Raw genomic sequence first — 21,699 nt, 5'->3', positions numbered from 1 at the left:
TTCAAACCTCTATCGCCATGCCGCCAAAGGACACACCGGCCGATGTGCCGAGCATGAGAAGCTTGCTTCCCTTGCTGATCCGCCCGTCAGCCCAGGCGATATCGAGCGCCGTCGGAATAGAGGCTGCTATCTGATTGCCAAATCGCGTCGTAATATTGACCACCCGATTAGCCGCCATCCCGGTCTGCCTGATCATGTGCTCCAGCGCCAAAGGGCTGGCCTGATGCGGCACCACCAGATCAACATCATCGGCCGTCCATCCGGCAGCGGTGAGAAGCTCGTCGACGAAGCGGGGGAAATGACGATGCGTGACGCGAAACAGCGCTTTGCCATCCATACGGAAGGAGGCATGGGCGGCGAATTCATCCGGCTGCCGGTGAAAATCGAAGCGCGTACCGCCCGCACCGATTCCGCAAGCGTCATAGGCTGAAGGATAGCTGCGCATGAGACTGGCACGGATTGAACTGTCACCCTCGGAAGCGGCCGCCAGCACGATTGCAGCCGCCCCATCGCCGAACAATGCCGCAACATCCGGCTGATCGTGCCAAGGCAGCGCCCTCGAGGCAATATCTGCAGAAAAGACAATGGCGACCTGTGCCCGTCCCATCGCGATACGGTCGGCGGCCAGATCAACAGCGGCCAGGAAGCTGAGACAGCTCGCATTGACATCGAAGGCGGCAGCACGGCCAGCGGCAATGCCGAGCCGGTCCATCACCAGCGGGGCGGTTGTCGGCAGGGGCTGATAGGGAACACCACAAGCGCCGATGACAAGATCAATGTCCTCAGGGCCCATGCCCGCCTTTTGCATCGCAAGGTTTGCAGCGGCGACAGCCATTGCAATCTGATCGTCCTCTGCCTGACACACATGTCGGCTGAACACGCCGGATAGTCGCTCAAGAGAACCCTCTTCTAAGCCCAGTTCCCGATCGAGGTCCGTCGACAAAAGGACCCGGGACGGAACAAAATGTCCCGTCCCGGCTATACGCAACCGACGAATATCGCCGCTCATTCGACCAAGATCCATATTGGAAGCTTTACTTGGTCACATCCGGTTTCGCAAACAAGGCCGGAACTGCATAGGCTTCGGCGAAAGCAGAGTTTGGCTGTCCCGGCTTGATTACAGGAACTGTTGTCAAAATTGGTTCCAAAATCAAGGGAAACGTAATTCAAGACTGCTTTTTTGGCAGGCAAATTGGGCTCGCGGCGGGACATGATCATCGAGCGGATGTGCAATCGTCTCAAGCAGTTTCGTCGCATGCGACCCGATTTGACAAAACCCGAGAATCCTTCTCCGCATTTCTTGCTCGGGCCGCCGCAAAGATTTGGCTGCCTTACTTAGTCAACAGGACCTGGTAATGATCGATCCGTTGGGTGAATGCAGCAGCCCAGCACCCAGTCCGCTCTCGGCCCCTTTGCAGTTATCGTTCTTGGGTCCCCAGCCTTTTTCGCGAGACCCGTGGCAGCACGACGGATGGACTGAAGAACAGCAGCCGTGACTGCTCAAGTTGTTGAGAAGGCGTCGCTTTTTTCTTTGAGAAATAGTCGCTGATTTTCATCGGAAAACCGACCTAAACTGGCTCGCCTGGGGAACGTGGGTTCTCACATGATTTCAAAGACTTAAAAAATTCGCCTTTGATTTTCCTCTGTTTTGCTGCCGCAAGCGACCATGGACACCATCTTTGTGCCTTGGCGGACAGCCATGACGAAGACACCCTGTATCATGCCCTGAGGTCACCTCGTGCCGATTTCGGCTTGGGGCTCACCTTTGGGCATCAGTTTTGGGCATCAGGTCGCCGATGACGCCAAAACGGGATCCGGCACGACGAAAAAACGTGAGAATCAGTGGTTTTTGGGAGAATTGGCTGGGGAACCTGGATTCTCACATGATTTCAAAGGCTTAACAAAATCGCCGTTGATTTTCCTCTGTTTTCCTGCCGCGAGCGACCGTGGATGCCATCTATGTGCCCTGGCTTTGGGCCGACGTCAACATAGCGGGAGAGCGGCAATTATTTCCGCTTAAGTGCGTCAAGCCGGAGGTGAGGTGAGCATTTTCGCGTGTCCGCTGTGCGCCTCCATTCTTGCCATTCAACGACCGACTTCTGCGTCCCAGAAGCAGACACTACGGCTTCTCCACCATCGAATACGCCACGCGCTCGTTCTCACCGCCGCGGCTGTAGCCGATTAAATGGGCTCAGCGGTTGCCGAAGATCGGCTGCAGCAATACGTGACTCGTGATCATCTTAAACTCGTTGAACGCCAGACCGTCATCTGGTGCCGAGATGAACTGGCGGCAGGGCGTGTGGCCTGGGTGGCAAGCACTTTGCGATGGACCAGTAGCCTAAGAGTGTTGGCGTGCGAGTAGATCAGAAGCTTGTTCACCCGCTACCGGATGGTCACGCGATCGCTGCGCCGGGCCCTGATACTCCGAGTGTTGGTTCCCATGCCGCGCTAGAAGGCATATCGAAAACTGCACCAGAGGCCGGCGCAAAGCCCTGTGTTAACTCAATATTCAAGACTTCTTAACCATAATGGAAATTCGAAAATTCGAACATTGTGGGATTCAGGTTCGGTACCTCTCCACTGGTAGCCCCGGACATAGATGAAGGCATCGCATGCAGTTCTGGAGAGGTTTTTTCGTCTCGCGGAGACTGCTGAGATGGAGGCGCGATCGAAAATCATGCAACGCTCTGCCCGTCACTCTGCTCCCGGCGCTAATGTTGCTGTTCTTGATGCAATCAGTCCCGACAGCACAGGCTGACGCTGAGTGTGGGGCGGACGGAGCCGGTGCCGATAGCCTGACCTGCAGTGCCAACTCTTATCCGAGCGGCATCACCTATCCTGGCTCTGACGGGCTCACCCTTGACTTGAACAACCCGGCCATGACCGTGGGTAATGACGGTGTCATCGTGACGGGCACAGGCTCGCATACAAATGCGATCGTCATCACCGGAACGGCCTTCGACACAATCGTCACAACCAACCCCGCCAAGATGGGCATCTATGCCTTCAACCAGGCGCTCGGGGCGGCGACGGCCAACCTGATCAGCGGCTCGATTACCACTTTCGGCGATTCCAGCAACGGCATGCGCGCGCGAATCTTGAACGCATCCAACGCCTCTGCGGTAAGCGTCTTCATGAGTGGTGGCAGCATTACCACTAACGGCAATTCCACGGCCGGCATCTACGCCTTGACCAACGGGTCGGGAACGGCAACCGCACGCATCAGCGGCGGCACCATCACGATGAACGGCACATCCGGGACGGCGCTGCACGCCCATGTCGCTTCGACGACCAGCACGGCCGATGCAGACGCGATCATGCAGGGCGGCGTGGTCCGCACAAACGGCTCCGGTTCACGCGGGCTGTATGGTTTAAATGCGGGCCTCGGCGACGCGCGGGTCACGGTTGATGCCGGTACTGTCCAGATCAATGGGAGCGGCAGCGACGGCCTGTCTGCGCGCGTCAACAATACGTTGAGCGGCGCAACGGCCGCGGTGTCCGTCAGTGGTGGCACGATCACAGCGAGCGGTGCCAATTCCGACGCTATCCAGGTAGAGAACAGTGGGTCCGGTGCGCGGGAGGTTAGTGTCGATGGCGCCACAGTCACCGGTGGTTCCGGTACGGGCGTCGCGATCCAGTTGCTGGGCGACGGCGCGGGTACGGTCACGATCGGCTCGACCGCGACCATCGACGGAACGGCCTCGGGAACGGCCCTGCGCGACGGAGCGACGCTCGCCACCACTGGCGGCGCGACCGCGATCACCACGGCCGGAACGATCAGTGGAGACGTCGTCCTTGGTATGGGTGACGATAGCCTCGCCCTGACAGGCGGAACGCTCACCGGCAACATCTACGGAGACGACCGGGATGCCGCCGCCAGCGATGACGGTATCACCAATAACGAGGGCAACGACAGTTTCACCTGGAGCGGCGGACAGCTTATCGGTGGCTTCTTCGGTCAGGACGGTTCTGACACTGCGACGATCGGGGCAGGCGCTGGATTCGACGGCAGTCAGACGCTCGACGGTGGCGACGACGCGGATTCCGCGGACGGCATGGTGGACACCTTGACACTCAATGGCGTGACCGCGACGGTTGCAGGAGCACGGCTGCTTAATTGGGAAGTGATCGACCTCTCCGCCTCGACACTCTCCTTTTCCGACACAGCGCTGTCTGTCGGCGACGATGCGGCAACCGGGCTCAGACTGTCAAACAGCTCCACCGTCAATCTTGGCTCGACCTTTGCACTTTCGGGTGACCTCGCGATCGACAGCGGTTCGCGATTTCTGGCGCGCGGTAGCAGCACTGGCCTGCTCTCTGTCACGGGGACGATCGACAACGACGGTCTTATGTCGCTGGCTGACGGTGTCGTGGGTGATGTCCTGACCGTAACCGAGGACTATACCGGGACCGGTGTGCTGGCGCTCGACACAGACCTGGCAACTGGATCAGCAGACACGCTCAGCATCAGCGGGGACGTGACGGGGCGGACGCGGCTCTCAATTACCGATCGATCGACCAGCGCCATCAAGGGGGGACGCGTCCGGCTGATCGACGTCACAGGTACGACGGCTGCAGATGCCTTCTACCTCTCTCAACCTCTGATGAGCGGACTATATCGCTATGATCTTCAGGCATTGGCCAATGACTGGTATCTGACGGCAAGCCTGTCGCCCGTTGCGCCGGTCTACGAGAACTATCTCCATACGCTGGGCCTGCTCAACAGCGTACGGCGTCGGGATCAAAGGCTCGGAAGTCGCCAGTTCGATGATTGTCCTGATGGTGCTGGGGACGGGGCGGAAGGTTGCGTCAGACAAGCGTTCCGGATCACAACCGAGGGCATTTCCGAAAAGCGAGACGCTAGCGGCGCGATGGCACAATCGGCGACCGACAGTCAGTCCTGGATGCTACGCGGCACAATCGATATTCCGGTGATCGACGATCAACGCGGTCGCCTGACACTGGTCGGAGAAGCGTTCGTCGGCAAGGTCTCAACCGTGATCGAGGCGGAGGCAGGAAATGGCAGCATTGCGAGCGAAGCCCGTGGCGCGAGCCTGACGGCAGCTTGGGATACTCCATCAGGCTTCTACGCGGACCTGCAGGGACGGCTTGCCTGGTTCGACAGCGATCTTCACTCATCGAGTATGGGATCGCTTGCTGAGGGTAATGATGGGCTGGGTGGGGTCTTATCTCTGGAAGTGGGCCAGCGGCTTTCAATCGCTAACGACTTCACGCTGACACCGCAGGCGCAGCTAACCTATTCGACCCTGTCCTTCGACAGCTTTGCCTCTAAGGCCGGTGGCATAGTCGCTGTTGATGATGGTCGCAGGCTAGCCGCGCGAATGGGACTGCATGTCGAGCGGGCGCATGACTGGACGACGCCGTATGGCACCGATCGACGCATCAGCATTTATGGCATCGTCAATCTGACGCATGAGATGATCAGCGAGACATCCGTCTTGGTGGGTGGTGTGCCGGTGGTCGATCCGCGCGCTCCATGGACGGGCGAACTAGGGCTTGGCGGCGTTCTCCATGCAAACGTCGACGGTTTTGCTCTCGGCAGCGACGTTACGTTGGCCAGCGACTTGTCTGATCATTCTTCCAGTCATTCTCTCAAAGGTAGCTTCTGGATGCGAAAGATCTTCTGAGACTAACTTGCTTTCGCGACAAGCCGGAATCGTCGGCCGATATGCCCTACTTTCGGAAACGATCACCGCTACGTCCCCATTCCAAGGGCTATGCCTTGCAGGTTCTCGACCAGAAGCCGATAGCTGAACATCAAGAAATGTCAGGCACTATTGCAAGCAAAGCGCGCTACACGTCGACCCATTTCCCGTCCTGTGCCGACTGCGCCATTGCGTGCACCACTCGCTCAATCTCAAGACCGCGTTCAAAGTCGATCACGTGAGCGCCGCGGCTGCCAGAAATTGCCTGCAGCAGCTCATAGCACTCGATCACCTTGAGTTCGTTGAACCCTAGGCCGTGGCCCGGTGCGGGGATGAACTGGCGATAGGGCGTATGGTCCGGAGCCGACAGGATCGTACGATACCCCTGAAGGTTCGTCGGATCATTTGTTGAAAAAATCTGTAGCTCGTTCATCCGCTCCTGGTCGAAGAGAATTGATCCTTTCGAACCAAAAATCTGCAGCGAAATCCGTCCCTTTCTTCCCCACGCGGAACGATTGACCATCAGAACGCCCGAGGCGGCTGTGTCAGTCCTGAATAAGGCCTGGGCGATATCGTGGTTCTCGACGGTACGACGACCACCATCCCTCGTCGGACGTTCCGAATAGGGTTTGGCCATATCGGCGACCACGGAGGTGATGCGTCCGTGAAGAACAGACAGGAGCGAAAGCGGATGAACTGCAAAGTCATCGAGTGCGCCGTATCCCGACCTCTGTTCGCTTTTCCAGTAGAAGGGCTCGGCCGGGTCTGCCATGTAATCTTCATCCATTTCGAGGCGGATGTGATTGACGATCCCAATCTTGCCTTCGGCTATCAGTGTGCGTGCGTGCCGGATCATCGGGTTCTGGATGTAATTGTAGCCAAGGATCGCCGTCCTCCCTGAGCGTCTCGCGGCATCTAGCATGCGGGTGCTATCCTCGAGGGACGTTGCCATCGGCTTTTCACACCAGACGTGCTTGCCGGATTCCAGCGCCGCGATGGCCATTTCCGCGTGAAACTGGTTTGGGGCCGCGATAGAGACCACGTCGATCGCTGGGTCGGAGATTAGATCGCGCCAGTCTCCGGTGCCTCTGCTAAAGCCAAAAGCTTGAGCCTGCTGAAGTGCAAGTTCTGAGGTTGCATCGGCGAGCGCGACGAGCCGTGGACGGTGTACATCCGGGAATACCGTTGCGACGGATGTCCATGCAAGCGCGTGACACTTGCCCATATAACCAGAACCGATCAGTCCTACTCCCAGTCCCATGTCGCCCTCCCGGGGGTTAGAATTCTGTAACTTGCGCTCAGAACTGTGGCGCTACGATACCCGCCCTCCGATGGGCGGCGATGACTGTGTTGGCCATCAACATGGCGATAGTCATGGGGCCGACACCGCCCGGAACGGGAGAGATTGCGTTTGCCATGGGTTTGCATTCGGCGAAGGCGACATCGCCTACAAGCTTGGACTTGCCCTCGCCCTTTTCCGGTGCGGCCACCCGATTGATGCCGACATCGATAACCGTTGCACCGAGCTTCAACCAGTCAGCCTTGACCATCTCGGCACGGCCGACGGCCGCGACCAGGATATCAGCCTGACGGGCGAGTTCCGGCAGATCGCGGCTGCGCGAATGACCGATGGTGACGGTGGCATTGGAGTTGAGCAGAAGCTGCGCCATAGGCTTGCCGAAGAGGTTGGAGCGGCCGATGACCAGCGCGTTGAGGCCTGAAAGATCGTGACCGTGGATCTGGCGCACGAGGATCATGGCTCCGGCGGGTGTGCAGGAGATCAGCCCGGTTTTCAGATCGCCCGTCGCCAGCTTTCCGGCGTTGACGATGTGCAGCCCGTCGACATCCTTTTCCGGCAGGATCGACTGAATGACCTGCTCGGTGTCCAGATGCTTGGGAAGCGGAAGCTGGACGAGCGTCCCATCAATTTCGGGATCGGCATTGAGCGAGGCAACCAGCGCCATCAGGTCAGCTTGAGATGTGTCCTCGGGCAGCGTGTGCTGGATGGAGTTGAAGCCGCACTGCTTGGCCATGCGGCTCTTCGCGCCGACATAGGCGTGGCTCGCCGGGTCGTCACCGACGATGACGACGGCGAGGCCGGGTTTGCGATGGCCAGAGCTCTCCAGCGTCGTCGCTGCCGAGGTTACTGCTTCGATCACCGAAGCGGCGGCTGCCTTTCCGTCGATGATAACTGTCATGTGTCACCCCATGCGCTCGGAGGCGTAGGAGCCCGGGCTTGCCGGGAAGACGACAGTGCGGTTGCCGTTGATGAAGGTCCGGTGATGGATATGGGCATGGATGGCCCGCGCCAGCACCTGGCTTTCCACGTCGCGGCCAATCGAGACGTAATCGTCGGCTGACTGTGCATGGGTGATGCGGGCAACGTCCTGCTCGATGATCGGGCCTTCGTCGAGATCGGCGGTGACGTAATGGGCCGTCGCTCCGATCAACTTCACGCCGCGCTCGAATGCCTGCTTGTATGGGTTCGCGCCCTTGAAAGAGGGCAGGAAGGAGTGGTGGATGTTGATGATCTTGCCGGACATTCTCTGGCACATCTGATCGGACAGGATCTGCATATAGCGGGCGAGCACGATCAGCTCAGTGCCGGTCTGCTCGACCAGGTCCATGATCCGAGCTTCGGCTTCAATCTTGTTCGCCTTGGTGACCGGGATGTGGTGGAAAGGGATGTCGTGGTTCACGACGACCTTCTGATAGTCGAAGTGGTTGGAAACGACTCCCACGATCTCAATCGGCAGGGCGCCGATCTTCCAGCGGTAGAGCAGATCGTTCAGGCAGTGGCCGAAGCGCGAGACCATCAACAGCACCTTCATGCGCTTGGCGGCGTCATGCAGGTTCCAGTTCATGCCGAACTTCTCGGCGACGGGGAGGAAGCCCTTTTCGAGCTTGGCTTCATTGGCACCGTCTTCCGAGATGAAGGAAACGCGCATGAAGAACTGGCCGGTATGAAGGTCGTCGAACTGGGAGCTATCGACGATGTTGCAGCCCTGCTCAGCGAGGTAACCCGAGATCGCAGCGACGATGCCGCGGGTCGACTGGCAGGATACGGTCAATACATAGGTCTTCATGGGCCTTGGACGCTCCGAATGAACTGTGCGAAAGAGTGATGTGCAAGGGGAGGGAGGCGATGCAGCTCCCCCGAGCCGCATCGCCTCTACGCACCTGACGAGATGAAATCAGGCGCGAGATTTTTTCTTCTGGCGGTGCACATCAATCACGACGGCGGTGACGATGATCGCGCCCTTGACGATCTCCTGGTAATAGGCGCCCACCTTGAGAAACGTGAAGCCGGAGGTCACGACTCCGAGGATGATTACACCAATCACGGTACCGGTTATCCGTCCAACGCCACCTGCTAACGATGTGCCGCCGATCACGGCCGCCGCAATCGCATCAAGTTCGAATGCGACCCCCATATTTGGTTGGCCTGATTGTGCACGGGCCGCAAGCATCACGCCTGCAATGCCTGATAGCACACCTGCGACCGCGTAGACCTTGATCAGGTGTTTCCCGATATCAATGCCAGAGACGCGTGCGGCCTGTGGGTTTGCGCCAATTGCGTAGGTGAACTTGCCGTAGCGTGTGTAGCAGAGAGCGATATGACAGATAGTCGCCACGATGAAGAAGACGATAACCGTCCGTGGGACCGGAAAGCCCCAGACATCGAAGCTCTGGCCGAGCCAGGTAAAGTTCTCGTTCAGAAGTGCCACGGGCTGGCCTTCGGTGTACCATTTGGCAAGACCACGCGCGGAAACCATCATCCCAAGTGTCGCAATAAACGGTGGGATGCCAGTTTTTGCGATGATCAGACCGTTGAGGTAGCCAAGCAGCGCACCGAGCAGAATACCTGCCAAGATCGGCCAGAACGGACTGGAATCGATGAACCAGTCCAGGCCGAAAGCGGCATATTCCGGTTGCAGAAACACGGCGCGGGCATTGAGCGACGTCTGGGCGAAACTTGCGACGACCATGGCAATGAAACCGACCATCGAACCGGACGACAGGTCAATTCCGCCTGTAATGATTACCTGGGTGACACCGACGGCAATGATCCCGGTAACGGCCACCTGCAGTACGATGATCGAGAGGCGCTGTTTGTTGCCCAGAAAGCTCTCACCCACCACATACCAGCCGAGGATTTCGAAGACGAGGGCGATCCCGATCAGGACGGCCAGGATCGAGACTTCAGGTGGCAGCCGCCGGACCTTCTTGAGGCCCGTCTTCGACGTCTCGCCGAGTTCGTTTGTGGCATCTGACATGATTTCCTCCCGGCTGGTCGTCAACGCGACGCCAGCTCCATTATCTTGATTTGGTCGGCTTCAGCCCGGTCCAGGATCCCTGTGACCCGACCCTCATGCAACACGACGATGCGGTCGCTCATGCCAAGCACTTCGGGCATTTCCGATGAGATCATGATGATCGCCACACCTTGACTTGCGAGCTGGGAGATCAGGCGATGGATCTCGGCTTTGGCACCCACATCAATGCCGCGGGTCGGCTCATCCAGGATCAGGATTTTGGGATTGGTCATCAGCCACCGACAGATCAACACCTTCTGTTGGTTGCCGCCGGAAAGATTGATGATAGGTTCGCTCATATCAGGCGTGCGAACACGAAGCCTGTTGGCCATGTCAGATGCCGCCTTGTTGAGCTTCTCCTGTTGGACAAAGCCTAGATTGGAGTAGCCCTGTTGAAGAACGGCCATCTGGGCGTTTTCCTGGATGTCGAGCAACAGGAAGCAGCCAGTTTCCTTGCGGTCTTCAGTCAGGAAAGCTAGCCCGTGGCCCATCGCAATTGATGGCGACGATACATCAACCCTCTTCCCGAAAAGCTCGATTGTTCCCGCATCGGCGGGCGTAACGCCGAAAATGGTTTCCGCCACATTCGAGCGGCCCGAACCAACCAGTCCAGCAAAACCAAGAATTTCGCCCGCACGAAGGTCAAAAGACACATCACGGAAAACGCCATTCAGCGTCAGATCTTTCGCCGACAGGACTACGTCGCCTATGGAGGCGGGCTCTTTTGGAAACATCTGGGTGATTTCACGTCCGACCATCATCCGAATGATGTCGTCGCGTGTCACATCTGCAGAGTTGCAAGTCGCGATGTGCTTGCCATCTCGGAACACCGAGAACTCGTCGGCGATTTCGAAGAGCTCGTTCATCTTATGTGTGATGTAGATGATGCCCTTTCCATCCTCGCGAAGCGACCGGATAATCCGGAAGAGATGGTTCACCTCTTTCTCGGTGAGAGCGGAGGTCGGTTCGTCCATAATGAGGACATCGGAGTCAAACGAGACTGCCTTGGCGATCTCAACCATCTGACGATTGGCGACGCTGAGCTTGCCGACCTTGATCTCGGGATCTATTTCGATACCAAGGCGGTCGAAAAGGGCTGCCGTACGACGGTTCATCTCTGAGTGGTCGACAAGGCCAAAACGCCCCAGAGGCTCCCGTCCGATCCAGATGTTTTCGGAAACAGTCATCGGAGCCATCAGGTTCAGTTCCTGATGGATCATGGCAATGCCGTTTTGAAGGGCATCGAGCGGGTTTTTCAGGCGGATATCGATTCCGCGCAGCCTGAAGCTGCCGCTGTCCGGCGTGTAGATGCCAGCGAGAATTTTCATCAAGGTCGACTTGCCAGCGCCATTCTCACCCATGAGTGCGTGAACGGTTCCCCGGCGGAGCCTCAACTGGACATCGTCGAGAGCGACAACTCCTGGAAATTCTTTTCGCACGTCCGAGACCTCGAGCAGATATTCGCTCTGTGGTACGGCACCACTCTGTCTGACCGCCTGCATGGTCTGCGGGCTTACTGCCTGTGATCGTGCCATGTCAGCTCCTCCCCGAGTGACAGGTCCGCCGCCTTGTCGACGGCGGGCCTGTTCAGTCTAACATCAGTTCTTGGTTACGAACTGATCCATGTTTTCAGGGGTGACGAGCTGGAAGGGGATCCAGACCTTTGCGTCGACCTTCTCACCCTTGGCGAGTTTGACGGCTGCATCCACAGCGCCTGCTCCCTGACCGAAGGCGTCCTGGAAGACGGTTACGTCAAGGTCTCCGGCTTTCATGTAGGCAAGCGCTTCCTGGGTCGCGTCGATACCGCCGACGACTACATCCTTCATGTCCCAGCCAGCGGACTTCATGGCATTGATCGCGCCGATTGCCATGTTGTCATTGTTGGCGATGACGGCTGCCGGCTTGTGGCCAGCGGCAATCCAGTTGGTCATCAAGTCCTGAGCCTTGACCGGGTCCCAGACAGCGGTCTGCTCGTCGAGGATCTTCATGCCCGCGCAATCCGCCGTCGCAATCACGTCGTGGATGTCCTTCGTGCGCTGGACAGCGGCCTGGTTGGCAAGATCGCCGACCATCACGAGAATGTCACCCTTTCCGCCGAGGATCCGGCAGATTTCTTTGGTCTGCAAGGTGCCGGATTCGACTTCGTTCGAAGCAACGAAGGCACCCTTAGGTCCAAGTGCGTCAACGTCCGCGGGCTGACGGTTAACATAGACGATTGGGATGCCGGCATCGTTGGCAAGCTTGGTCATCGGTGCGGTTGCCGAAGTATCGACCGCGTTAACGATTATGGCATCGACCTTGGACGCGATGAAGTTCTGGATCTGAGAAAGTTGCTTCTGCACATCGTCGTCAGCAATTTCGATCTGAACGGGCTGGCTGGCATCGCCTGCAGCCTTCTCGATGCCCTTGCGCAGCACGGTCAGAAAGGTATCGGAGTTCGCCATCGAGACGCCGATGTTCCCGGCCATCGCACTGGATCCCATCAGCATGCCCATAAGGGCTCCTGCCATGATTTTCTTCATTGTATCCTCCACATGTTGTTCGGTGCCCGGCAACACCCCTGAAAGCCGGCACGCCTCCTCCCAGGAGGCAATTCGCCCGTACGCCCAACTCCTCCTGGAGGTACGGGGATCTGGTCAGAGCTTCTCGCGAATGAAATCCATGCTGCACTTGATGAGGCCGGTCACATCGGTCGTGGCATGAACAACAGGCGAAAAAGGCTCGAAAGAGAAGGGACCTGCGTAGGACTGCGCAAGCAGGTCCCTGATTTGCGTCACGTTGCCGAGGCGATCCCCGCCCGTCACCATCACCCGGTGCGGATCGCGCATACCGTCGACGCTGACTTTGCTGTCGTCGACCCCGGAGATGTGTACGAGACCGGTCATCGCCGGAAATATATCTGGCTCGCCAGCAAGAACATGATGGAAGGTGTCATGCACTAGCTTGAAGCGGTCAGCACCATTGGTCGCGTGGATGGCATCAACAGCTTCCTTTTTGGAGCGAAGGGAACAGATCTGGAAGCCTAGTGGTTCGACGAGACCTATAATGTCTGCCTGTTCAAGGATCGGTTTAAGCCCCTTGAGCGCAATGCGGAGATTGCCCTGGCGCTCGCCCTCAAGCTTGCCGGAACCATCATTTACAGGCACCAGCACGAGTGCCTTTGCGCCACATGCTGAAGCGTAGGCTGCAAGGCGTCGTGCTTCTTCCTCACGAGCAGGCGTCCATTCGTTGAAACGCTGAAGGGCGTTGATGGAAATGATTTCCGCACCTTCTCCTTCCGCTAACTCGCGAACCTGATGCGGTGAAGTCCCGTCTAGAATGGCATTGCCTGTGAGATCGTTGCGGATCTCAAATTGGTTGATGCCAAGAGTTTTGCCGAGCTTGAAAAAAGAGCCAAGCGACATCTGTGGCGCAACCATATGGTTGAGCGCGAAAGTGGGCGCAGCCATGAAAATTCTCCCGAGGTATCCGTCGGGCCCCTGGTTCCTCCTCGGGGCTCGCTGTCATGGAAGTCATCAGGTTTCATGACGTTCGTCAAAGCAGAAATAGAGGTATTATCTTTCATTCATGCTAGAATTTGCAGAATGCTATGATGCGATTCCATCTTTTTAGATGTTTTCGGGCACGTGAAGCTCCATGGGTAGGAAAGTCTGCCCTGGTGCAGCCGCAGGGCCGCTGTCGACCGCCTCCACCATCAACTGAACCAGTTCACGGCAGAGATTTGCAAGAGGGGTTGCGATGGCCAAGGTCACGATCTCATCTGCCAGCCCGGCGCGAGAGATTGGCGTCAGTTCGTTGACGACGACGATGTGCTTTCCGCCGAGCTTCTCTTCCCTAATAGCGGAGATCGCGCCTTCCATGCCGCCGCCTGCGACGTAGAAGCCGACGAGATCGGGATGGCGCATAAAGAGGTCGAGAGTTGCTTCATGGGTGATCTGAACCGTCTCAAGGTTCACTAATGTGTCGAGTACCTCGAAGTCCGGCGCGTGTTCCCGGAAGTAGGAGCGGAAGCCGATCTCGCGCAATTCATGACCGTGGAACCGATGGCTGCCGACGAAAACCGCGACCTTTCCGGGCTTCTTCGCCGTTTTTGCGATCATCCAGGCAGCGGTGCGCCCGGCTTTGCGATTGTTGAGGCCGACGTAGCCTTCGCGAATGCCGGAAGCAAAATCCGATAGCAGCGAGAAGACGGGCACGCCCTTCGCCTTCATTTCTTCGACTGCAACGGACAAGGCGGGGTAGTCAGGAGCAGTCATCGCGACGGCCTGGTTTCGGCCGCCAACCTCGCGGAGCTTGTCTGCCAGTTCCGAAGGCGTCTGCGATGTGCAGAAATCGATCTGCGCAATACCTCGTATCCCTGGATGGTTTTGTACAGCGACCTCGATCTCGCGCACAAAAGCCTGATAAAAATGATGATCCGGCTTCTGCAGGACGAACCCCAACTTGTATTGGGGTAGTCCCTCGAACACGCGCTGCCTGAGCAGGCCGACTGCATGGAAACCGATTTCGTTCGCCGCGTCGTACACTCGCCTTGCGGTATCTTCCCGCACCTTGTGGCGACCGTTCAATACTCGGTCGACAGTCGCTACACTCACATTTGCTGCTTTTGCGAGGTCTGAAATGGTCGGCCGCGATGCCATGGCTGTTATCCCCTGATGTTATTCCATCATCTATAAACATCAGTATGATGTGAAATGATAGATTATATCAAGGCCCCCATTGAGCGGATAGGAATCCGCGGTATTCCTTCTGGCATTCGTTAGACGAATTGGTCCGGCCAGAACCGGACAGGCAGGAGGAAATCTTGGCGAGCACAACAAGCAAAAGAGACTACAGCCTTTTGGGGCGGGACGCCCAAGCAGCGGTTGCCAACGGCCTGTCAGCGGCCGAGTGGTATCACACCGATGTTCCCCGCAAGCAGATGAAGGACTTGATGAAGCGCGAAGATGGCCCGGCCATTCGCGACACCGCAATCTGGCTTGGCGCAATGGCCGTCTTCGGTGGCCTCGGCGTCTATTTCTGGGGTAGCTATTGGGCGATCCCCTTCTTCATAGCTTACGGTGTGCTCTACGGGTCAGCCTCCGACAGCCGCTGGCATGAATGCGGTCACGGCACGGCATTCAAGACGATGTGGATGAATGATGCCGTATATCAGATCGCCTGCTTCATGATCATGCGCAACCCGGTCACCTGGCGTTGGAGCCACACCCGGCATCATACCGATACCGTCATCGTCGGTCGCGATCCTGAAATCGCCGTCATGCGTCCACCGGACCTTTTGCGCCTCGTTCTGAATTTCTTTGGTCTGCTCGATACCTGGCACGCGATGATCGACATGGTCCGCAATGCCTTCGGGGTCATCAGTGCGGAGGAAAAGACGTTCGTCCCGGAAAGCGAACAGCCCAAGGCAGTCCGTGTTGCCCGCATTTGGCTTGCGCTCTATCTCGCGGCAGGCGCGCTGGCCATCTACATGGGTTCGATCCTGCCGTTGATGCTTATCGGACTGCCGCGTCTCTACGGTGCCTGGCACCATGTAATGACCGGTCTGCTCCAGCATGGAGGTTTGGCCGACAACGTGATCGACCATCGGCTTAACAGCCGCACAGTCTACATGAACCCGATCAGCCGCTTCATCTATTGGAACATGAACTACCACGTCGAGCACCACATGTTTCCAATGGTGCCGTATCACGCCCTGCCGAAACTGCACGCAATGATCAAGGACGATCTGCCGGCTCCCAACCCGTCAATCCTCGACGGCTACCGTGAGATGATCCCAGCCTTCCTGCGTCAACTCCGCAACGAGGAATACTTTCTCAAGCGCCACCTGCCGGCGACAGCGAGGCCGTACCGGGAAGACTTCCACGGCGAAGTCTTAGCACCTGCGGCGGAGTAACCCCGGCTGCCAAGACATCCATAATTTTGGGAGGAGAACCCGATGAGCACCTGGATCGAGGTCTGTGACAAGGACGAGATCGACGAAGAGGATGTGATCCGCTTCGATCATGACGGCAAGAGCTTTGCAATCTATCGAAGCCCGGACGACAGCTACTATGCGACGGCAGGGCATTGCACCCATGAAAACGTGCATCTGGCTGATGGTCTCGTTATGAACGACATCATCGAATGTCCGAAACACAACGGCCGCTTCAACTACAAAACGGGCGAAGCAAAGGGCGCTCCCGTCTGCGTTAACCTCAAGACCTATCCAACAAAGGTCGAGGACGGTCGCGTCTTCATCCAGGTGGCATGAAATGGCCACCTCTGCCATGGTGATTGTAGGGGCAGGCGAGGCAGGTGTTCGCGCCGCCTTTGCGTTGCGCGAGCAGGGATACCAGGGCTCCATCAGCCTTATCGGGGATGAGCCGCACCTGCCCTACGAGCGCCCACCCCTATCAAAGGTGGGAACCGAGGCTGACAGTGCTCGGGCGATCGTCGCCGAGGCCCGGTTCGCCGAAGCAGGAATTTCGTACCGCCGTGGGTCACGAGTCTGCGCCATTGATCGCGTGGAGCATTCACTGATTCTGGCGAGCGGTGAAACGCTCGCTTATGAGCGACTGCTCCTGGCCACTGGGGCTGCACCGCGTGAGCTTCCCGGCCTTCATTACGGGAAACGCATTCACACCTTGAGGACTGTTGAACAGGCTGCCGCCATTCGCTGCGCGATGCGGGAGGGGCAGCACCTTGCTATCTTGGGAGGCGGCTTTATTGGCCTGGAACTTGCCGCAATGGGCCGGATACTTGGAGCCACGGTGACGCTGATCGAAATGCAGCCGCGCGTGCTAATGCGCGGTGTTCCGGAAAGACTGGCGCTGGCGCTTCAAGCGCGGCACGCGACGGAAGGCGTCCACCTTTTCTGTGGCCAAGGGGTCGAAAACATTGGAGAGGACGACACGTGTGTGAGCATCACGCTCGCGAACGGCCAGCGGGTCAGTGCCGATGCGCTGGTCGTGGGAATTGGCGTTCAGCCCAACACTGCCCTTGCGGCGGAGGCAGGGCTTACCCTCGAAAATGGTGTTGCTGTCGATGGGTACCTGAGCACGAATGATCCCGACATTTTCGCCGCAGGTGACTGCTGCTCCTATCCGGTTGCCGTTTACGGTGGCCGACGGGTCAGGCTCGAATCCTGGAGAAACGCTCAGGAACAGGGCAGTGTGGCCGCAGCCAACATGCTCGGTAAGGCTGAATTCTTTGATTCCGTGCCATGGTTCTGGTCCGATCAATACGACTTGACGCTGCAGGTAGCCGGACTTGCAGATGGTGCCGTCTCGACCGTCATGCGCCCTTTGTCTGACGGAGCGGAGATCCTGTTTCACCTCGATGATGACGGGCGCCTTCTTGCGGCAAGCGGCCTCGGGCGAGAAGGCGCTGTGGCGCGCGATATTCGGCTCGCGGAAATGCTGATCGCCCGTCGGGCGCATCCGGATCCTTCAGCGCTCGCCGACCCTGCCGTCAAGCTCAAATCCCTTTTATAGGCGCAGGGCGCCAGAGGAAGATCCATGAAATCCAATCGTCCCACCGTCGCTGATATCTTGGCACTCAAGGGCAAGCGGCAATTGAGCATGCTGCGAGTCGTCACGCTTGAGGAGGCAGAGGCCGCTGACAAAGCCGGTATCGAAATGGTCTCGGTTCCTCCGGCCTTGCTTGGGCCGGAATTCCGTGATGCAGCCCCAACTGTGTTCGCCGTTCCCGGCTTGGAGTACGGCGACTTCGTTACCTCAGAGGAGTATCTCCGAGCTGCCTTCTTGGCGATGCGGGCGGGCGGCGATGCCGTCTACTGCGCAGCGAGCCTGGGCATCATTCGTAGGCTGCGTGACGAAGGTATCCCGGTCTGCGGCCATGTCGGCCTCATCCCTTCAAAAGCAACTTGGACCGGTGGCTTCAAGGCTGTCGGAAAGACCGCAGAGAGTGCCATCTCGATATGGCATGCCGTGAAGGCTCTGGAAGGGGCTGGTGCTTTTGCTGCAGAAATCGAAGTGGTCCCGGCGGAAGTTGCCGCACTTATCAGCTCGAATACCTCGTTATTTATGATTTCCATGGGCGCGGGCGCTGGCTGCGACGCGCAATATCTCTTCGCAGAAGATGTTTTGGGTCAAACTCAGGGGCACTTGCCGCGTCATGCCAAAACGTATCGCAATTTCGCGGTGGAGTACGACCGCCTTCAGCAAGAGCGGATTTCGGCATTCAAGGAGTTCCGCCAAGACGTCGAGAGCGGCGCCTATCCTGCCGATCGACACAATGTCGGTATGCCAGCAGACGAGCTTGCCCGCTTCACCACTATGATCAACGGCTGATCGAGCCGATAGGAGACAATACGATGACTGTAAACTTCGCCCTTCTAGGCGCGGGCCGTATCGGTCGCGTCCACGCCAAGGCTGTGAGCAGCAATCCCGATGCGAAGCTAGTTGCCGTGGCCGATGCGTTCCCAGCCGCTGCCCAATCGATCGCGGCTCAATACAGCGCCGAGGTTCGCACCATCGATGAGATCGAGGCGGCCCGCGACATTCATGCGGTCATCATCTGCACACCGACAGATACCCATGCCGACCTCATCGAGCGGTTTGCTCAAGCGGGAAAAGCGATCTTCTGCGAGAAGCCCGTCGATCTCGACGTTACCAGGGTCAAGGCCTGCATCGACGTGGTCAAACAGACGAAGGCTAAGCTGATGGTCGGTTTCAATCGCCGCTTCGACCCGCACTTCATGGCGGTCAAGCAGGCAATCGATGATGGCCGCATAGGCAAGGTCGAAATGATCACCATCACGTCCCGCGATCCGGGTCCGCCGCCCCTCGACTATATCGCCCGCTCGGGTGGTATCTTCCGTGATATGACGATCCACGACTTCGACATGGCCCGCTTCCTGTTAGATGGAGAAGCGATCTCGTCCGTTTCTGCCCACGCCGCTGTCCTCGTCGATCCAGAGATCGGCGCTGCCGGCGACTTTGACAGCGTGACCGTTATCCTCGAAACGGCAACGGGTCGCCAGGCAGTGATCTCGAATTCCCGCCGCGCGACGTACGGTTACGACCAGCGCATCGAAGTCCACGGCTCATTGGGGTCGGCCAGTGCGGAAAACCAGCGTCCGATCTCGATCGAGGTGGCAAGCGCGCAAGGGTACACCCGTCCCCCTCTGCACGATTTTTTCATGACTCGATACACCGAAGCCTACGCAAATGAGATTGCCGGGTTTATCGCTGCGATTGGGAGTGGTGGGCCCATCTCGCCGAGCGGTGAAGATGGCCTGCTCGCACTTGAGCTCGCTGACGCGGCACTGGAAAGCGTTCGAACTGGTCGACGTATCAGCTTGGCGTAACGTCGCTTGTGATGCACTCCTAAGTCCGGCCCCACAATAGTTGGGGCTAGAATTTCCCGGTGAGGAAGTCCGCTTTTTCGCGCCTGCGCTAAGAGCGGACGGTCGTCTTACGGCCCCTGAAAGGACATCGCTTGCGGGTCCCCAGCCAATTCTCGCGAGACCCGTTTCGGAACGACGGATGGAGTGAAGAAGAGCAGCCTGGATTGCTCAAGTTGTTGAGAAGGCGTCGCTTTTTTCTGTGAGAAATAGTCGCTGATTTTCAGCGAAAAACCGGCCTAAAGTGGCGTGCCTGGAGAACCTGGATTTTCACATGATTTCAATGGCTTAGAAAAATAGCCTTTGAATTCCCTATGTTTTTCCGTCGCGAGCGACCGTGCATGACACCTTTGTGCCCTGGCTTTGGGCCGACGTCAACATGGCGGGATAGCGGCAATTATTTCCGCTCGGGGGCACCACCTCGGAGGTGGAGGCAGGCTATGAGCAAAGCGGAGCGGTAACAGTTTCCAACTTTAAGGGCCGAGTAGGCAGTCAATCCAGTCGCACTGAAACGAGATGCGTGGACGGATTCACGGAGAATCCGAATACAGCCGATCTAAGCCATCAGTTTTGCTGCTCGCGGTGTCGATGATCAAGTCGACAATGCGGGAGGTTTGTTGGTAGAGTGCCAGCTCTCCAGCCTTTGCGAGAGGTCTTACGCGGATGCGAGGATTTTTCCTCTCTATTCGCCGAAAACTCGTCTCGTCGAAGACGCCGTCTTCTTTCGGTGCAACCCATGTCAATGGCACTGACAAGGTGTCGATAGCCGGGTCGATGTCAGATCGGGCAAGCAGAAGCTCACGGACAAAGGTCTGATGCCCTTGGGCCAGCAGGTGCGAACAGGCGTTTCGAATGAAGGGTGCGAGATTGGGGTCCGTACAGGTTGCGTAATCGAGTGGACGGGTGCGATAGGCGCGCTCGATATACCAATCTACCCCATAGGTCTGGATCATCCGATGGGCTTGCTTGGCCATCAGGTCGACCAGCCAGGGCAACATCCCGACGAGCCGCATCATAGCCTGTTGTGTCGGCTGTAATCGCCGGATGCCGCTGCGGTCAAGCACACCCGTATAGCCGATGGCGATAAGCGCATGGAACCGGTCGGGACGCAGGCTGGCTTCCGCGAGCAGGGGCAAGACGCCATTGCTCAGCCCGATCGCGATACAGGGTGCCTTGACGACATGGTCGAGGAAGCCGCGCAGCGCGGCGAGATTGTCTTCCAGTGGAGACAAATTGGGATGCTGGCTGGAATTGCCGAAGCCTGGTCGAGAAAGGGCCAGAAGCTTGATGCCGGCATCTCTTAATTGGCCCTCGCTGTCGGGTGGCAGGAGATAGCACATCGGTAGACCGCGGCAGAGAATTACGGGTCGACCATTCGGGTCACCGAGCCACGTCCAGGCGACGGAGCGTCCGTCCGCCAGGTTGAGAACTTCTTCGCGGCCAAGCGGGTCCCTCCATGTATCGGTCTTGCCCTGACGGTCCTGAATGGCACGTCCGGCGGTCATCGCGAGAAGCCGCATGAGTTCGACCTGCGAGGGGGCTTCCGTTTTTGCCATGATGCTCTTGAGCTGGGTACGCACTGTCAGTAGCGATACATTGCGGGCGGCGGCAGTGGCGGCAACGTCTCGGACACGGAAGAAGATTCGGGCGATCTCCACTTCTGCGGCAGAGAGCCCGAAGGCTTGCGCGAGCATCTCGGAGGCGCGATCGGTCCATTCGATTTCCAAGGAACGGATGACGACAAAAGCGGCGCCCTCGATCTTCGGTGTCAGGAGCCACGATTCGGCCAGAATGGCGTCGCCGTCATTAAGCGGAGACATCCGGAGAATGGCCTGCGATCGATTGGCGCGCTTGTTCGCCGCGCGCATCATGGTGCGGAAGGTTTCAAGCGACCGAGGGTCTATTCTGTCCAGATCAAGGAAACTTCCCTGCCGCGCTCCGAGCACGGATGCCCCTTCGGTGTTGGTGACGACGACGCGGCCTTCGGGGGACAGAACGAGGGCCGGACCCGGCACATCCTGCACCGCGCGTGCCAAGGGATCGTTCTCGGCGGGAATGTCGAGGCCGTCGAGGGTCGTGCGTGCCAAGGCAAGTTGTGCCAGAAGCGCGCGCGACAGCTGTTTTGAGGCTTTCTCATCATCCGGAATGAGACCGAGTTTCGCCTGCCAACTGTCGATCATGGCGTCGAAAGCCTCTTGATCGACAATGGCGCGATAGGTGTTCGAGATGATGTCGAGGTCCACGTCTGGATCTATCATCCCGGAAGCAACCGGCCCTTCCTCGTGGTCCATTCCTGCCTTCACTGCATGCTTCGAACGTCCTTCATCTCTGTGCACAGCCAATCTCCTGCCAAAAGCCTTGATCGGGA

The 21,699-nt window shown here is 58.1% G+C and carries 16 protein-coding genes; 6 read left to right on the top strand and 10 right to left on the bottom strand.

The annotated features are described in order from the left end of the window. Position 1: 1 nt before the first annotated feature. Positions 2-1,009, bottom strand: coding sequence for a 3-oxoacyl-[acyl-carrier-protein] synthase III C-terminal domain-containing protein (locus tag SJY08_RS14105; protein WP_300890365.1), 1,008 nt, complete (start codon positions 1,007-1,009; stop codon positions 2-4). A 1,870-nt stretch (positions 1,010-2,879) separates the two neighbouring features. Here SJY08_RS14105 and SJY08_RS14100 point away from each other — a divergent pair. Continuing rightward, positions 2,880-5,648, top strand: coding sequence for an autotransporter outer membrane beta-barrel domain-containing protein (locus SJY08_RS14100; RefSeq protein WP_377276405.1), 2,769 nt, complete (start codon positions 2,880-2,882; stop codon positions 5,646-5,648). 166 nt (positions 5,649-5,814) lie between these two features. Here the strand turns inward: SJY08_RS14100 and SJY08_RS14095 are convergent, their stop codons facing one another. From SJY08_RS14095 to SJY08_RS14060, 8 genes are all read right to left on the bottom strand, one after another. Further along, positions 5,815-6,927 carry a Gfo/Idh/MocA family protein gene (locus tag SJY08_RS14095; protein WP_377276403.1) on the bottom strand — a complete coding sequence of 371 codons (1,113 nt, stop codon included), beginning with the start codon at positions 6,925-6,927 and terminating at the stop codon, positions 5,815-5,817. A 37-nt stretch (positions 6,928-6,964) separates the two neighbouring features. Then, complete coding sequence (folD, locus tag SJY08_RS14090; RefSeq protein ID WP_377276401.1) at positions 6,965-7,864, bottom strand: bifunctional methylenetetrahydrofolate dehydrogenase/methenyltetrahydrofolate cyclohydrolase FolD; 900 nt, start codon at positions 7,862-7,864, stop codon at positions 6,965-6,967. Between the two features lie 3 nt (positions 7,865-7,867). Further along, complete coding sequence (purU, locus tag SJY08_RS14085; protein WP_377276399.1) at positions 7,868-8,752, bottom strand: formyltetrahydrofolate deformylase; 885 nt, start codon at positions 8,750-8,752, stop codon at positions 7,868-7,870. Positions 8,753-8,860: 108 nt separating this feature from the next. Further along, positions 8,861-9,943, bottom strand: coding sequence for an ABC transporter permease (locus tag SJY08_RS14080; RefSeq protein WP_377276397.1), 1,083 nt, complete (start codon positions 9,941-9,943; stop codon positions 8,861-8,863). Positions 9,944-9,963: 20 nt separating this feature from the next. Then, positions 9,964-11,517, bottom strand: a complete 1,554-nt coding sequence (locus SJY08_RS14075; protein ID WP_377276395.1) for a sugar ABC transporter ATP-binding protein — start codon at positions 11,515-11,517, stop codon at positions 9,964-9,966. A gap of 63 nt (positions 11,518-11,580) precedes the next feature. After that, entirely contained in the window at positions 11,581-12,504 is a 924-nt protein-coding gene (locus tag SJY08_RS14070) for a sugar ABC transporter substrate-binding protein (RefSeq protein ID WP_377276393.1), read from the bottom strand. 114 nt (positions 12,505-12,618) lie between these two features. After that, entirely contained in the window at positions 12,619-13,431 is an 813-nt protein-coding gene (locus SJY08_RS14065) for a TIM barrel protein (RefSeq protein ID WP_377276391.1), read from the bottom strand. A gap of 159 nt (positions 13,432-13,590) precedes the next feature. Further along, a complete protein-coding gene (locus SJY08_RS14060) occupies positions 13,591-14,622 on the bottom strand; it encodes a LacI family DNA-binding transcriptional regulator (RefSeq protein ID WP_377276389.1) in 1,032 nt (343 codons plus the stop codon). A 164-nt stretch (positions 14,623-14,786) separates the two neighbouring features. Here SJY08_RS14060 and SJY08_RS14055 point away from each other — a divergent pair, with 164 nt between their 5' ends. Genes SJY08_RS14055 through iolG form a run of 5 tightly spaced genes read left to right on the top strand, consistent with a single transcriptional unit; the run spans position 14,787 to position 19,295 of the window. After that, a complete protein-coding gene (locus tag SJY08_RS14055) occupies positions 14,787-15,878 on the top strand; it encodes a fatty acid desaturase family protein (protein WP_377276387.1) in 1,092 nt (363 codons plus the stop codon). 42 nt (positions 15,879-15,920) lie between these two features. After that, positions 15,921-16,235, top strand: a complete 315-nt coding sequence (locus SJY08_RS14050) for a MocE family 2Fe-2S type ferredoxin (protein WP_377276385.1) — start codon at positions 15,921-15,923, stop codon at positions 16,233-16,235. A gap of 1 nt (position 16,236) precedes the next feature. Further along, a complete protein-coding gene (locus tag SJY08_RS14045; RefSeq protein WP_377276383.1) occupies positions 16,237-17,457 on the top strand; it encodes an NAD(P)/FAD-dependent oxidoreductase in 1,221 nt (406 codons plus the stop codon). 24 nt (positions 17,458-17,481) lie between these two features. After that, positions 17,482-18,276, top strand: coding sequence for a 3-methyl-2-oxobutanoate hydroxymethyltransferase (locus tag SJY08_RS14040; protein ID WP_377276381.1), 795 nt, complete (start codon positions 17,482-17,484; stop codon positions 18,274-18,276). 23 nt (positions 18,277-18,299) lie between these two features. Beyond that, positions 18,300-19,295, top strand: coding sequence for an inositol 2-dehydrogenase (gene iolG, locus SJY08_RS14035; protein ID WP_377276379.1), 996 nt, complete (start codon positions 18,300-18,302; stop codon positions 19,293-19,295). 566 nt (positions 19,296-19,861) lie between these two features. Here the strand turns inward: iolG and SJY08_RS14030 are convergent. Beyond that, positions 19,862-21,622 (bottom strand): alpha/beta fold hydrolase, encoded by a 1,761-nt coding sequence (locus SJY08_RS14030; RefSeq protein WP_377276377.1) that lies wholly within the window; start codon positions 21,620-21,622, stop codon positions 19,862-19,864. Between the last annotated feature and the right edge of the window lie 77 nt (positions 21,623-21,699).

Origin of the sequence: Rhizobium sp. R86522 (assembly GCF_042466255.1) — a bacterium.
In the GTDB taxonomy this organism is placed as follows: Bacteria; Pseudomonadota; Alphaproteobacteria; order Rhizobiales; family Rhizobiaceae; genus Allorhizobium.
The sequence above is the reverse complement of the archived record's forward strand: the minus strand, read 5'-3'. Positions and strand labels throughout refer to the sequence as shown.

Bases quoted from the DNA above. Each gene is read 5' to 3' on its own strand.
- SJY08_RS14105 (WP_300890365.1), bottom strand. From the start codon at position 1,009: ATGAGCGGCGATATTCGTCGGTTGCGTATAGCCGGGACGGGACATTTT.
- SJY08_RS14100 (WP_377276405.1), top strand. From the start codon at position 2,880: ATGACCGTGGGTAATGACGGTGTCATCGTGACGGGCACAGGCTCGCAT.
- SJY08_RS14095 (WP_377276403.1), bottom strand. From the start codon at position 6,927: ATGGGACTGGGAGTAGGACTGATCGGTTCTGGTTATATGGGCAAGTGT.
- folD (WP_377276401.1), bottom strand. From the start codon at position 7,864: ATGACAGTTATCATCGACGGAAAGGCAGCCGCCGCTTCGGTGATCGAA.
- purU (WP_377276399.1), bottom strand. From the start codon at position 8,752: ATGAAGACCTATGTATTGACCGTATCCTGCCAGTCGACCCGCGGCATC.
- SJY08_RS14080 (WP_377276397.1), bottom strand. From the start codon at position 9,943: ATGTCAGATGCCACAAACGAACTCGGCGAGACGTCGAAGACGGGCCTC.
- SJY08_RS14075 (WP_377276395.1), bottom strand. From the start codon at position 11,517: ATGGCACGATCACAGGCAGTAAGCCCGCAGACCATGCAGGCGGTCAGA.
- SJY08_RS14070 (WP_377276393.1), bottom strand. From the start codon at position 12,504: ATGAAGAAAATCATGGCAGGAGCCCTTATGGGCATGCTGATGGGATCC.
- SJY08_RS14065 (WP_377276391.1), bottom strand. From the start codon at position 13,431: ATGGCTGCGCCCACTTTCGCGCTCAACCATATGGTTGCGCCACAGATG.
- SJY08_RS14060 (WP_377276389.1), bottom strand. From the start codon at position 14,622: ATGGCATCGCGGCCGACCATTTCAGACCTCGCAAAAGCAGCAAATGTG.
- SJY08_RS14050 (WP_377276385.1), top strand. From the start codon at position 15,921: ATGAGCACCTGGATCGAGGTCTGTGACAAGGACGAGATCGACGAAGAG.
- SJY08_RS14045 (WP_377276383.1), top strand. From the start codon at position 16,237: ATGGCCACCTCTGCCATGGTGATTGTAGGGGCAGGCGAGGCAGGTGTT.
- SJY08_RS14040 (WP_377276381.1), top strand. From the start codon at position 17,482: ATGAAATCCAATCGTCCCACCGTCGCTGATATCTTGGCACTCAAGGGC.
- iolG (WP_377276379.1), top strand. From the start codon at position 18,300: ATGACTGTAAACTTCGCCCTTCTAGGCGCGGGCCGTATCGGTCGCGTC.
- SJY08_RS14030 (WP_377276377.1), bottom strand. From the start codon at position 21,622: ATGGACCACGAGGAAGGGCCGGTTGCTTCCGGGATGATAGATCCAGAC.